This window comes from Streptomyces sp. ID05-39B, assembly GCF_033794725.1.
Classification (GTDB): domain Bacteria; phylum Actinomycetota; class Actinomycetes; order Streptomycetales; family Streptomycetaceae; genus Streptomyces; species Streptomyces bobili.
In genome coordinates, this window is record NZ_JARGEF010000030.1 from 1 (window position 1) to 12,801 (window position 12,801).

The 12,801-nt window shown below is 68.6% G+C and carries 11 protein-coding genes and 2 pseudogenes; 6 read left to right on the top strand and 7 right to left on the bottom strand.

What is annotated here, in order from left to right:
- A pseudogene (locus tag P1P75_RS09985) lies at positions 1-104 on the top strand (TetR/AcrR family transcriptional regulator); the annotation flags it as partial.
- Between the two features lie 303 nt (positions 105-407).
- Positions 408-524: pseudogene (locus P1P75_RS41990) on the top strand (hypothetical protein); the annotation flags it as partial.
- A gap of 11 nt (positions 525-535) precedes the next feature.
- On the opposite strand, the gene P1P75_RS09995 reads toward P1P75_RS41990, so the two are convergent.
- The 3 genes from P1P75_RS09995 to P1P75_RS10005 form a co-directional block, all read right to left on the bottom strand.
- Complete coding sequence (locus P1P75_RS09995; protein WP_319253685.1) at positions 536-754, bottom strand: hypothetical protein; 219 nt, start codon at positions 752-754, stop codon at positions 536-538.
- A 775-nt stretch (positions 755-1,529) separates the two neighbouring features.
- Complete coding sequence (locus P1P75_RS10000) at positions 1,530-1,808, bottom strand: hypothetical protein (RefSeq protein ID WP_319253687.1); 279 nt, start codon at positions 1,806-1,808, stop codon at positions 1,530-1,532.
- Positions 1,787-2,503 (bottom strand): DUF4190 domain-containing protein, encoded by a 717-nt coding sequence (locus tag P1P75_RS10005; RefSeq protein WP_319253689.1) that lies wholly within the window; start codon positions 2,501-2,503, stop codon positions 1,787-1,789. Before P1P75_RS10005 ends, P1P75_RS10000 begins: the two co-directional genes overlap by 22 nt.
- Positions 2,504-3,334: 831 nt before the next feature.
- Here P1P75_RS10005 and P1P75_RS10010 point away from each other — a divergent pair.
- The 3 genes from P1P75_RS10010 (at position 3,335) to P1P75_RS10020 (ending at position 6,582) form a co-directional block, all read left to right on the top strand.
- Entirely contained in the window at positions 3,335-4,189 is an 855-nt protein-coding gene (locus P1P75_RS10010; RefSeq protein ID WP_319253691.1) for a matrixin family metalloprotease, read from the top strand.
- 734 nt (positions 4,190-4,923) lie between these two features.
- Complete coding sequence (locus P1P75_RS10015) at positions 4,924-5,835, top strand: hypothetical protein (RefSeq protein WP_319253693.1); 912 nt, start codon at positions 4,924-4,926, stop codon at positions 5,833-5,835.
- 531 nt (positions 5,836-6,366) lie between these two features.
- Positions 6,367-6,582, top strand: a complete 216-nt coding sequence (locus tag P1P75_RS10020) for a hypothetical protein (RefSeq protein ID WP_319253695.1) — start codon at positions 6,367-6,369, stop codon at positions 6,580-6,582.
- Here the strand turns inward: P1P75_RS10020 and P1P75_RS10025 are convergent.
- The 4 genes from P1P75_RS10025 to P1P75_RS10040 form a co-directional block, all read right to left on the bottom strand.
- Positions 6,510-7,211 (bottom strand): FCD domain-containing protein, encoded by a 702-nt coding sequence (locus P1P75_RS10025; protein WP_319253697.1) that lies wholly within the window; start codon positions 7,209-7,211, stop codon positions 6,510-6,512. The two genes, P1P75_RS10020 and P1P75_RS10025, sit on opposite strands and share 73 nt — an antisense overlap.
- 94 nt (positions 7,212-7,305) lie before the next feature.
- Complete coding sequence (locus tag P1P75_RS10030; protein ID WP_319253699.1) at positions 7,306-8,349, bottom strand: ABC transporter permease; 1,044 nt, start codon at positions 8,347-8,349, stop codon at positions 7,306-7,308.
- Entirely contained in the window at positions 8,333-9,940 is a 1,608-nt protein-coding gene (locus P1P75_RS10035; protein WP_319253701.1) for a sugar ABC transporter ATP-binding protein, read from the bottom strand. Before P1P75_RS10035 ends, P1P75_RS10030 begins: the two co-directional genes overlap by 17 nt.
- Positions 9,941-10,052: 112 nt before the next feature.
- Entirely contained in the window at positions 10,053-11,102 is a 1,050-nt protein-coding gene (locus tag P1P75_RS10040) for a sugar ABC transporter substrate-binding protein (RefSeq protein WP_319253703.1), read from the bottom strand.
- Positions 11,103-11,946: 844 nt separating this feature from the next.
- On the opposite strand from P1P75_RS10040, the gene P1P75_RS10045 reads away from it, so the two are divergent.
- Positions 11,947-12,798: a fumarylacetoacetate hydrolase family protein gene (locus P1P75_RS10045; protein WP_319253705.1), complete on the top strand. Its 852-nt coding sequence runs from the start codon at positions 11,947-11,949 to the stop codon at positions 12,796-12,798.
- The last annotated feature ends 3 nt before the right edge of the window (positions 12,799-12,801 follow it).

Here is a 12,801-nt window from a genome sequence, read left to right on the forward strand (position 1 = left end):
TCTTCGACGGCGCCAGCGCCCGCGCGGGGATCGGCGCCGACCATCTGACCGGGCTCATCGCACCCACGGTGACCACCCTGCTCGATGCGGCAGACATGCGCTGATCCGCCCCGTCTTCGACCAGGATCGGCGACCGAAACGTTCAGATCCCCGCTTCCCCGCAATCGGCGGGAAGCCCGATGGCCGGAAGCCTCGTTCCTGCCTGGGCCTTCGACAAGCAGATCGGCAAGGTCAACCAGCTCGACGGCTGACACCCGCCACCTGCAAACCCGATCGCGCCGTTCATACCGGGGAGAGACCCATGTCCGACACCCCGCACTCCGCCGCCACTACCTGCCGCGCGCCGGCGATCCGCCCTGGAACGCGGTGACGTCGGCGCCGCGGCCGCGTGCCTGAGCGCGGACGTCGTGCTCGTCCCGCCGCTCGCCGAACAGTTCCACCGCGAGGGACCCGACCAGCTGCGAGACTTCCTGGCCCCCGCGTACACGGCGGTCGAGGGTATCCGCCTCCACACCCAGACCGCCGAGGACAACCCCTACACGGTGCTCCACAACGCGCGGACAGCGCCCAGCCGTTCGAGGAGGCGCAGCTGCTGCGACTCGACCACGAGGCGCACATCAAGGAGATCACGCTCTTCGGGCGTCCGATGCCGGCCCTCACCGCGATGATGATCACCCTGGGGCGGGACCTCACCCTCCGGCAGGGCCGCCGTGGCCTCGCAGCGCTCCTGCGCGCCCGCGCCGCGCCGGCGCACGCGCTGGTCACCTTCGGGAACCGCAGCGTGGTCCCGCCGCCCAGGCCGCGAGCGCGGCGGACCTGACAGGACCAGCTGCGAGCACGGCCACCAGTGATTCGATATCGATGATCCAGCGGCGGATCTCTGACTCGCCCGGGGCGATGACTCCGGCTCCGGAATCCCTCCTTTGATGCAACCAGGAAAGTAGGAGAAGGATGTCGACACGCTCACGCGCAAGTCACGGGGAGAAAGGTCTCATACGGCACAGGACTGGCCGTGTGGCCATCGCTGCCGCAGCTCTGGCAATGTGCGCGTTGCTTCAAGGTTGTGCCGGCCGACTACAGACGATTCCACGGGACACTTGTCGATGACACATCCAGCCCTGTGGAAAGACAAGGCGCAAACCTTCATGAAGTGGCTCAACGCCAACTGAGCCATGCTCCAAAGCGTGCCGATCGCGTTCGCTGCGCGGTCGAGTTCGCCAGGCCGTCGCAGGATGTGTGCGTTGTGGCAAACCGGATCTCATTCGAAGCAAGCGGCGCGGGTGATCGTTCGGACGGAGGTGCCGGTGTGGTCGTGGGCATGAAGCAACGGGCCCCTTTGCAGTGCCTGGCTGTTGAGGCCGGTCACGAGCAAGGAGACCCGTTGCCCGACCCGGCCCGGCCATAAACTCCTCCCGCCCCGCCGCGGTGAAACCAACGGTGATGCGGGAGCCGATCATGCCGTTGGCGCCGAACAGGAGGATCTTCCCGTAGGTGCTCCGTTTCCGGGGGTCTTCGCGGCAAAGGGCCGGTCACGGGCCGGCAGGCGTGGCGACCGTGCCGCGCGTGGAGTCGGCGAGCAGCTTGGTCACCAGCTCGCGCAGGATCAGCCGCTCGACGGCGGTGAGGGGTCCCATCAGGCCGGCGGTCATCTGCGGGACGTGTGCGGCGAGGGCACGCTCCAACAGGTCGTTGCCGTTCTCGGTGGCCTCCAGGAGGGAGGCCCTGCGGTCATGGACACCGAGCAGCAGGAGATCGTGGCGCGGCTGTGGGAGCGGCGGCAAACCGATCAGGAGCTGGACCCGCTCCATACAGCTGACTCGTAGTTGAAGCCCGGGGAGACTTCCACGTCCAGGCTGCTGGAGGCGCCCTTGGGCAGGTCGAACGCGTAGGTGCCGACGGAATTCTTGCGGGGCAGCAGGGTGCCGGTCAGTCCGTTGATGCCCTTGGCGCTGTCGAAGATCGACTCAGCGGAGCGCCCGCTGGCGTCCTTGGCCTGAATGGAGAGGAGATCAAGGTCGACTCTCTTGTCGGATCCGTTGGTCACGGTGACGTCGACGACCGCGGCTTTGTCGCCGGGTGTGTAGCCGGCAGCGCTGTCGGAGGGGGCGAACGGACGGGGGGCGGATACTTGCACCTGGAGGCCGTCCTGGTAGCGCTGCGTGGCGTTGAACCGGAGTGCCCCGCTGTTGGGTGTCGTGGTCCCCAGCGAGGTGGCCGTGCTCGAGGCGGGGGCGGTGGGAGCAGCGGTCTTGGTCGGGCCGATCTCCTTGGAGATGTCGTCGAAGACGTCCGCGAGGATCACAATGCCGATGATCGACATGACGATGGCGAGGCCGCCGAGGATGGCGCCGGTGATCGACATGCGTCGGTTGGTGGCGTAGCCCAGTTTGGCGCGGCGGGCGCCGACGATCCCGAGGATCAGGGCCACCGTGCCCAAGATGCCCGCCATCCAGAACAGGAGTGGGATGAGCCCGGAGACGAGACCGATGATCCCGAGGATCAAGGCCGCGATGCCCAGGCCGTTGCGCGGCGCCGTCGAAGCCGGCCTCCCCTGACCCGAGGGATCCGGGGTACTCCGACCGGGGGCATCCGGCGGAGGAGGAGACGGCGGAGGCGGTGTTCCGTTACGCGGGGGCCATTTCGGCTGGTTCGAATCTGACATCGCGGATCACCCTGCTCGTGTGGAGGAAGTTCAGCTGTGTCGGTCTGGTGCGGTGGCAGGTGAGAGGACGAGGATGCCGTTTTCCTCTGCCACTGGGACGGTGTGTCCTCGTTGGACGAGAAGCCCCCCCGCAGCCTCAACCATCGCCCCCACACGTGAAAGGCGACGCGCGGCGGTGGCCCGGTCGACATGGAACGCTCTGGCGAGAGGACGCCGGTGGTGGTCGGCGTGCTGGCAGCCGTCGCTCATGGCGCTGCCGAGCGGCTGGTGAGGTCGGTCAGCCTGGCGGGGCACCGCCGCCTTCGGTCTGTTCGCGCGCCACCGGACTCCGCCGAGTTGTTGGTCCGCACGTGACCGCAGTCGGCATCTCCGCATTTCGAATAATCGCTCACATATTCTGAATTGCCGCACATATGATTCACCACTCGAACGGGTGGCATGAGAAATGGTTTTCAGCCTGCAGAGGGCGGTTAACCTCTCCAGGAATCGATCACATTCCGTCCGGAGGGCGGATCTCAGGGCGGAGGGTAAGTGGCGGGTCGTCACGTGCCGGGAGTGCTGGGCAGGGCCCTCGTCGCTGCGGCGGTGCTGGGGATCTCGTGGGCGACGGTGGGTGGCGACGTACTCACACGCGCGGGCGAAAGGTGTGTGCGAGAGCGCGGTGCGCTGACCGTGGACGACCTGCCTGCCGGATCGTCCGTGCTCGACTGCGCGGCCGTCGGACGCCTCCTCACCCACCAGGGCGCCGGCGTCACGGTCCCCGAGCCGGGGATGAAGGTCACCGTCGACTCACTGGCGGTGGACGGCTCCCGGCACGGCTTCAGCCTCGAGGTCGGTGCCGACGGTACGGTCTCCTACGACCTGCCGGACGATGCCGGATCGGAGGAGCATGCGCACGCCGCCGGCCCTGCCGCTGTCTCCCGTGCCGCGTGCGCCGACGGCGCCTACGCACTCTCCGGCCACAAGGAGTACGGCACCTATGACTGGTGGCTCGGCGACGACGCTCTGCCCGGCAAGCTCTCCGTCGCCGAGGCCCGCCGCGCCTTCGAGGGCGCCATCGGGACCATCACCGGCACCCGCAACAAGTGCGGGTTCGGTGACGTGGTCGGGGCGCGGTCCAAGTACCACGGACGGACCCACCACGAGGCCGACGTCGACCAGCAGGCCCGCTGCACGGCCCGGGACCACGTGAGCGTCTGGGACGCCGGGGCCCTCAGTCCCGGTGTCGTCGCGACGACCTGCTCGTGGAGCCGCTCGGTGAAGGGCGGCGGCCCGGACTGGCTGAAGGAGGCCGACGTCCGCTTCAACACCCGCCACTACACCTTCACGAACCATCCCCCCGGTGACTGCAAGAACACGTACGACATCAGCAGCGTCGCCACCCACGAGGCGGGCCATGTATTCGGTCTGGCCCACGTCGGCTCCGGCCACGAGGGGCAGACCATGTTCACAAATTCGTTTGCGTGCAGCACGAGCGCCCGCAGCCTGGGGCGCGGAGACGTACTCGGATTGCGCGCCCTGTACTGAACTGCGCTCGGACCGACGCAGCCGGGTGTCAGGAAATCCATGGCATGGTTTCGATCCTGGTCCGGTCGCTGCATCGCGCATCCGAATCGATCAACGTGGCGGGCCGGGCTACTTCCTGCGGTGCGTCCTCAGACGTACAGCGAGGTGGCGGCGCCGGTAGCCGGCGATGGCCGTCAGGAGACCGGTGTAGGCGCGCTGTTCGTCCCCGTCGTCCTCGCCTGGGCGGTGATCTCTTCGATCCGGGCGTCGGGCACAGATGAAGGCCGCTCTCAACGACACTGGCCACCCGGTCCTCAAGGACCGGACGCTGCACCGCCGGCACCTGGACCCGGCCATACAGGGCACCGGCACCGGCACCGGCACCGCGAACCCCACCAACGACGAGCAGTTGCTCGTCCACCCCAAGGGCACGTGGTTCGACCGTCCCACCGCCCGCACCAAGATCCCCCATCTGTTCCTGGCCGGAGACTACGTGCAGGTGCCCGTCGACCTCGCGACGAGTGAGGGCGCCAACACCTCCGGGGGTCTGGCCGCCGACGCCCTTCTGGACGCCGGGAGGAAGTGCGGAGAGTTCGGCGGCGTCCGTGGACAGCGCGTGCACACGCGCCTCGGCGGGAGAGGGCTCGGGGAAGCTTGCCGCCCAGGCGCTCCACTATGCTCTGGTGCCGGTCGGGGAGGGGAACAGGATGGGTGCTGCGGTGGTCGAACCGGCGGTCGCAAAGCGGTCGCGGTCTGTGAAGCGTGCGGCACAGGCGGCCGGGGTCGGGCTGGTCGCGGTGGCCACGTTCGCGCTCGTGACGCGGCTGTTTCTGAACTCCAGTGCCTGCCAGGACGCGCCGGGCTATGGCTGCCTCGGCTACGCCCTCCTGTGGTCCTACCTCCTGCCTGTCCTGAACTTTCTGCTTACCTGGCCCGCCCTGCGCGTCCTGGCGGTCCGGCCGGCCTGGCTCACCGCTCTGCTCGGCACCGGCATCGGCTGGTACCTGGTCCGCGGCGTCGACACGGCCCGGTGGCTGCCCGATGGCACGCCATACGTCCAAGTCGCTTTGTGCACGGTCGCGTTCGCCGTGGCGGCTTGGTTCACCCAGTCACGCAGGCCGCTGGGGCCGCGAGCGGCCGTGGCCCTGGCCTTGGTCCTGTTGGTGCCACTCGACTCGCTGGCCACCACCGCGCTCGCCCGGAACAAGCAGAACAGCGAACTGGCCGACGCGGGTGTCCCCCTGCTAGGGCCACAACTACCCGCGGGCTACCACCTGAACGGCGCCGGCACCACCGGATCGACAGCCGCACACGAGGTGACCTTCTACTACCGGATTTCACCCGACAGCCTGGGCCAGGGCGCGAACACCACGGACGGACTCCATCAGGAGATCCAGGTGACCGTCGGCCCCATACAGCCGGGTTTCACCCCACCCTCCCACTGCGCCGCACTCACCAACGTCTACCCGGTGCCGTCACCCGCCTGCACTCCGGTGGCTCCCAGGGTGTGGCGGTGGTCGAACTACGACCACGTCCGGTACTTCACACGGGTCGGTGACGCCGTCGCTGTCCTCCAAGCCCGCACGCCCCCGGTGAGCAGCGCTGTTCTCCGAGAGCTCGCCATCACCATGCGAGTCCGCCCGCCCTCGTACTTCACGAGCGGCTGAGCAAAGGTCCCACCGGTGCTGCCGCGGTCGGCGGCTTGGCGGGCCGGAACGTCGGCACCCTCCCGGTCCCCGGCCTCCCCCGTATCTCCGCCGGGTTGTATGGGGTAACGATGTTGCCGCGGTCGGCGGCCTGGCGGGCCAGGACCACGGCATCCTCCTGCTGGAGCAGGGCTCACACCTCGTGGACCGCCGTTCGCGGCCGTTGCCGATCGGCAGGGCCTGCGACTGCCCGTCCGTGGCGGGGACGGGCATACCTCAGCGTCTTGCGCGTGAGCGTCGGCCGCTGGTCTGCCGCCGACACGTCGGTCCCGGCACCAACGGCCTGTCCGGCAGCGGTTCTGCCGGTCAGCTGAGTGATCAGCGGTGCAGGGCTGAGGGTGCTGCCGAACTTGAGGATGCTTCGTCGCTGCGGTTGGGATTCACTGCTCACAGAGAGATCCCGGGCTCATTCATCGGGTCTTTTCACGGAGGGAGCAGAAGCCACAAGCGGATGGATCTGGCCGCCGTCCGCTCCGGGACACCGACGACACTGTGGACACCGCCGCCCGCTCGGTCGGCCACAGGTCGGTTTTCACGTTCAGCCGGGCCTTTCGGCGCGCCCGCGGCCAGGCCCCCGGGCAATACCGCCACTCAACCCGTCGGCACTCCAGGAATCGGCACAGGCAGAGCGGCCATCAGCCGTCGATCGGGGGGAGGGGATCGTCGACGAGGCTTGTCGCCAGCCACTGCTCGACGGCGGTGATGTGAACAGTCGCGGCGGCGACTGCAAGCAGCGCATCGCGTGCCTGGAGCGCGCGGAGGATCTCCTCGTGGTCCTGGTGGGCACTGTCCAGCGCGGCACGGGTCCGGCTGCCTCGAACAATGCGTACCCGCTGGGTGCGAGTGGAGAGCACTTGCAAAAGCATGGAGAGCACCGGGTTGCCGACGGCTTCGACGATGCGCAGGTGGAAGGCGATGTCGTGGGCGACGAACTCGTCGACAGTGTCGGCGGAGCGGCACTGGTCGAGGATGTCGCGGAGTTCCTGGAGGTCGTGAGGTTGCAGCACGGACGCGGCCAGTCCGGTCGCCTGGGATTCGAGCAGTCTGCGGACCTGGAGCAGTTGCAGGGCGGTACGCCCCTGGGAGACGTCGGCGGCGAAGGACAGGGTTTCGAGGAGGAGGTGAGGCTCCAGGCTGGAGACGTAGGTGCCGTCGCCCTGCCGGGTGACCAGGATCCGCATGGCGGTCAGCGCCCTGACCGCCTCGCGCAGTGAACTGCGCGACAGGCCGAGCTGGCCGGCGAGTATGTCCTCCTTGGGCAGGCGGGAGCCAGGCGCCAGTTCCCCGGCGACGATCATCGCCTTGATCTTGTCCATCGCCTCGTCTGTCAGTGCCACGAAGGTGCCTCTCTGTGCGGGGAGGGGTAGCGGACTGCCACAGCTCCGCCTGGCCCTCCTCCGGGCGCCACGCGGAGCCGCCGCGAGCCTACGTCTACTCCTGCTTTTCGCCGGAGGCGAAGCGGGAGATGATCAGAGCGACGATGATAATCGCGCCGTTGAGGAACTGGTTCCACAGCGGAGGCACGCCGGCCAGCGTCATGACGTTGACGACGAGCTGAAGGGTGAGGACACCGGTCAGGGCACCGAAGACGGAGCCCCTGCCACCGTTGAGGCTCACCCCGCCGATGACGGTCGCGGCGAAGACCTGGAAGATCCAGCCGCTGCCCTGGGTGGCGGAGATCGAACCGTAGTGGCCGCTGTAGAGGATGCCGGCGAACGCGGCGAGCACGCTGCCGATGATGAGGACGATCCACACGATCCGGTCGACGCGGATGCCGGCGGTGCGGGCGGCCTCCGAGTTGCCGCCGATCGCGTACAGCGCCCGGCCGTGCCGGAGCCACGCCAGCGCGCCACCGCCCGCCGCGAACAGGATCGCGCAGACCCAGATGGCGGCCGGGGCACCCAGCCATGAGGCCTTGCCCAGGTAGGTGAACGAGGACGGCAGCTCCACGATGGACTGGCCCTCGGAGAGGGCCACCTGGAGTCCGCGCAGCATGGTCAGGGCGCCGAGGGTGACGATGAACCCGTTGAGGCGCAGCTTGAGGATGAGGAAGCCGTTGACGGCGCCGATCGCCGCGCCGACCAGGAGGCAGAGCGGGACCGCCATCCATTCGGGGAACAGCCCGAGCCCCATGAACCGGCCGCCGCTGGCGGGCAGTACGAGCCAGACGGCGATGACGGGCGCCACGCCGATGGTGGACTCCAGGGACAGATCCATCCGTCCGCTGATCAGGATGAACGTCGTGGCGAGGACCAGCAGGCTCAGTTCTGTGGACTGCTGCAGCACGCCGATGAGGTTGTCGGTGGTGAGGAAGGCCGGCGAGACGATGAACCCGATCAGCATCAGGACGAGGATGGCCGGGACCAGGGACAGTTCACGGAAGCGGCCCAGGTCGACCCGGCGACGGGCGGTGTCCGCGACGGCCGGCTCCGCCGCACTCGCTGCGGGCTCGGTGAGATCAGTGGTGGCGGACATGACTACCTTCCGTACTCGTCGGTTCGGTACCGGATGCGGTGGATGCGGTGGTGGCGCCGACGCCTTCCATGGCGGCGACGACGTGTTCGTCCTTCCAGCCGCGGTCGAACTCGGCGACCACCCGGCCGTGGAACATGACGACGACCCGGTCGCACACCCTGAGGTCGTCGAGTTCGTCGGAGACGATCAGCGCGGCCTTGCCGCCGTCGGCGATCTCCCGGATCCTGCCGAGCAGGAACTCCTTGGACTTGACGTCCACGCCGTTGGTGGGCCGGATGGCCACCAGGACATGGGGGTCGGTGGCGAGGGCGCGCGCGACGACGACCTTTTGCTGATTGCCGCCCGAGAGGGCGGAGACCGGGGTGGCGGCTCCGGGGGTCTTGATGTCGAGATCCCGGATCATGCGCTGGGCGAAGGTCCTGGTCCGGGAGGGCAGGACGGTGCCGAACGGGCCGAGCTGGTCGGTGACGGTCAGGGTGGCGTTCTCCGCCACACTGCGGTTGTTGACCAGCCCCTGGCTGTGGCGGTCCTCGGGGACCAGACCGACCCCGGCGGCGAGGGCGGACGGCACGCTGCCGGTCCGCACGGTCCTCCCGGCGACGGAGATCCTGCCGTCCTCGGCCCGGTGGAGTCCGGCGACCGCCTCCCCCACCTGCACGTTGCCGCTGGCCGCCGCTCCGGCGAGTCCGACCACCTCACCGGAGCGGACCGACAGGGACAGGCCCTGGCAGACACCGGACAGTGTGAGGTCGTCGATCGCGACCAGCTCCGCGGAGCCGGTCCGCACCACGGGAGGCCGGCTCACAACGGCGCTTCCCGAGGAGGCGGACTCGCCCGTCATGGCCTCCACCAGTTCCTGGTGGCCGAGCTCGGCCACCGGCGCGGTGAGGACGTGGGCCGCGTCACGGTAGACGGTGACCGTGCTGCAGAGGTCGTAGACCTCTTGCAGGTGGTGGGAGATGAAGAGGAAGGCGACCCCCTGGTTCTGGAGGCCTCGGAGCTTGTCGAAGAGACGGTCGATGCCGCGGGCGTCGAGCTTGGCGGTCGGCTCGTCGAGGATGATGAAGCGGGCGCCGAAGGACAGCGCCCGTGCGATCTCGACGAACTGCCGCTGCTCGACCGTGAGGTCCTTCGCCCGCGCGGCGGGGTTGACGGCCACGCCGTACTCACCGAGCAACTCCTCGGCCCGTGCGCGGAGTTGCTTCCAGCGGATGGGCTGCACCGCGCCGGCGCTCTGCCGGTTCAGGAAGAGGTTCTCGGCGACGGTCAGGTCACCGATGATCGTCGAGCGCTGGTAGACGCAGGCGACGCGGGAGCGCCAGGCGTCGATGTCGCCGACGGCCGGCGCCGCCTCGCCGGAGAAGCGCAGCGAACCGGTGTCGGGCCGCTGCAGGCCGGTGAGGATGGACACGAGCGTCGACTTGCCGGCGCCGTTGCGTCCGACCAGGGCGTGCGACTCGCCCGCAGTGATGCTGATCCGTGCGTCGCGCAGGGCGACGGTCGCGCCGAACCGTTTGCTGATGCCGGTCGCCTCGGCCACCGGGGCCGGATGCTGGGGGCCGGTCGCCCGGGCGGTCGCGGTGTCCGCCATGGTGGATACCGTCCTTCGTGTGCGGAGGGGGGCCGGAGAGTGCGGGGTGTGAAGCGGTGTGGGCAGGGGGGACCGTCCGTGGCTCCACACCGAGGCCGTGCGCCGTCGGCGGTCAGCCGACGTTGTTGCCCCACAGGGACTTGTCGTCCACGTTCTCCTTGGTCACCAACGGGGCGGGCAGCTGATCCTCCAGCCCGTTCGGGATCTTGACGATGGTGGAGCCGTGGTCGGTCGCACCCGGCTTGAAGGTCTTGCCCTCGGCCGCGGCCTGGGCGTAGTACAGGGCGTACTTGGCGTACAGGTCTGCGGGCTGGGAGATCGTGGCGTCGATCTGGCCCTTGCGGATGGCGTCGAACTCCTGCGGGATGCCGTCGTTGGAGATGATCGTGATGTGGCCCTTCTGGCCGGCCGGCTTGAGCAGCTTCTTCTGTTCCAGCAGCGCCAGGGTGGGCTGCAGGAAGACACCGCCGGCCTGCATGTAGATGCCGTTCAGGTCCGGGTGCTGGGCCAGGAGCGACTGCAGCTTGGCGGAGGCCACGTCGCCCTTCCAGTCGGTGGGCAGCTCGAAGACCTTGATCTTCGGGAACTTCGTCTTCATGCACTGCGCGAAGGCCTCGGACCGGTCGCGTCCGTTGATGGAGTCCAGGGCGCCCTGCAACTCGGCGACCTTGCCCTCGCCGCCCAGCTGCTTGCCGAGGTACTCGCAGGCATTGGTGCCGTACGCCTTGTTGTCGGCGCGGACCACCATGTAGACGTCGCCCTTGTCGGGTCGGGTGTCGACACTGACCACCGGGATCTTCTTGGCCGACAGGGTGTCGAGCGTGGAGGCGACGGCACCGGTGTCCTGGGGGGCCATGACGACGGCGTCGGCCCCGGTGTTCTGGAACACCTGGACGTTGGCCACCAGCTTGGTGACGTCGTTCTGCGAGTTGCTCCGGGGCAGTGCGTTGACGCCGTCGGACTTGATGTCCTTCTCCAGGTACTGCGCGTAGGAATTCCAGAAGTCGGAGTCGGAACGCGGCAGGTCTATACCGATGGCCGCCTTGTCACTGCCTGAGCCGACCGAGTCGGAACCTTCGCGGTTGCACGCGGTGGCGAGTGACATCGCCGCGAGGACAGCGGTGACGGCTGCGGCGGCGGAACGGGGGCGAGTGAGCTTCATGACCGTGTTCTCTCTTCGGGCAGGGCGGGGAGCCGCCGGGCGACGGTGCAAAGTGGCGTACTCGCCTGCGGGGAAGGGCGAGGCCGCCGGCCGGGCACGCTGCGGATCCGGGACAGGGCACGTGCCGGATCACGTCAGAAGGGGGCGTGAGTGGGGGCAGCCGGAGGGATGGGAGGCCTGACGGCAGCACGGTGCGAGTCGGACGCATGCACCGGAAGATGCAGGCCATTCCTCCGATGTATCTCGGACGACCAGGACGTTACGACGACGTTGCCAGCATTGACAAGAGTGCGCGGTGGCAGATTTGCGCGATGCCCGGTCAGGGAACGTGACCGGCCCGCCCCGGGACCCCGGATCGTCCGCCACAGCAGCTCCTCACCTGGCTTTATATCCCATCTCGGAGGTTCGGGGACCAGAACGACAACAGCTCACAATTCGGCAACGAAGCCACTCGGGACCACGCGGCGCGGTCCGGCGGGACACGCGCGAACGCGGTGGCCGACCCTACGAAACCAGGAGGTCCGCCAGGCACACCCCTCTCTCAACAGGGAATACGGCCGCATGACTGCACCCGCGGATTCATCAGAGAAAGGAGCCGCTTCCAGTCCCCCTTTACGGGCATAGCAGCGCATACCTGCCATCCGCATGGAGTGGATCCATCCGCCGCGACAAAATACATCCGATGTCTCCATTGCCAGTCGGCCCTCCTGTGTCTACAGTCGCCGTGCGGCCATACCTCCGATGACTGCACGGTCGAAACCCTCCAGATCCAGTGCGCTGATGGCGCCGCGGCCGGTATGACCGCTCACCCCCTCACGAACCACCCAGGCAAGGGAGTTGCCCAGTGAAACTGCTACGAGTCGGCGCGCTCGGCGAGGAGCGGCCCGCTGTCCGCACCGACGACGGCAGGCTGCTGGATCTGTCCTCTGTGGCCTCCGACATCGACGGCGCCTTCTTCGCCGGCGACGGTGTCGACCGGGCCCGTGCGGCGGTCACGGAGGGCACGCTGCCCGAACTGAACGCGGACGGCCTGCGGATCGGCGCACCCATCGCCCGCCCCGGCAAGATCGTCTGCGTCGGCCTGAACTACCGCGACCACGCCGCCGAGACCGGCACGCCGATCCCGCCTCGGCCGGTGGTGTTCATGAAGGACCCGGGCACGGTCGTAGGCCCGTACGACCAGGTGCTGATCCCCCGCGGCTCGGTGAAAACGGACTGGGAGGTCGAACTGGCGGTCGTCATCGGTCGTCGGGCGCGCTACCTCGACGGGCCGGCCGCCGCGCGGGCCGTGATCGCCGGCTACGCGGTCAGCCATGACGTCTCGGAGCGCGAGTTCCAGTTGGAGTACTCGCCGCAGTGGGACCTGGGCAAGTCGTGCGAGACCTTCAATCCCCTCGGTCCCTGGCTGGTCACGGCCGACGAGGCCGGCGACCCGCAGGATCTCGGACTGCACCTGAGCGTCAACGGCGTGAAGCGGCAGGACGGCCACACCAGCGACATGATCTTCCCGGTCGACCACATCGTGTCGTACCTGAGCCAGTACATGGTTCTGGAACCGGGCGACGTGATCAACACCGGTACGCCCGCGGGCGTGGCCCTCGGCCTGCCCGGCACCCCGTATCTACGCCCCGGCGACACCGTCGAACTGTCCGTCGACGGACTCGGCGGCCAGCGCCAGACCTTCGGCCAAGCGTGAAAG

What these genes read in the sequence shown, in the direction of transcription:
- P1P75_RS10000 (WP_319253687.1), bottom strand. Translation starts at nt 1,808, where the DNA reads ATGGAGCGGGTCCAGCTCCTGATCGGTTTGCCGCCGCTCCCACAGCCG.
- P1P75_RS10030 (WP_319253699.1), bottom strand. Translation starts at nt 8,349, where the DNA reads ATGTCCGCCACCACTGATCTCACCGAGCCCGCAGCGAGTGCGGCGGAG.
- P1P75_RS10035 (WP_319253701.1), bottom strand. Translation starts at nt 9,940, where the DNA reads ATGGCGGACACCGCGACCGCCCGGGCGACCGGCCCCCAGCATCCGGCC.
- P1P75_RS10040 (WP_319253703.1), bottom strand. Translation starts at nt 11,102, where the DNA reads ATGAAGCTCACTCGCCCCCGTTCCGCCGCCGCAGCCGTCACCGCTGTC.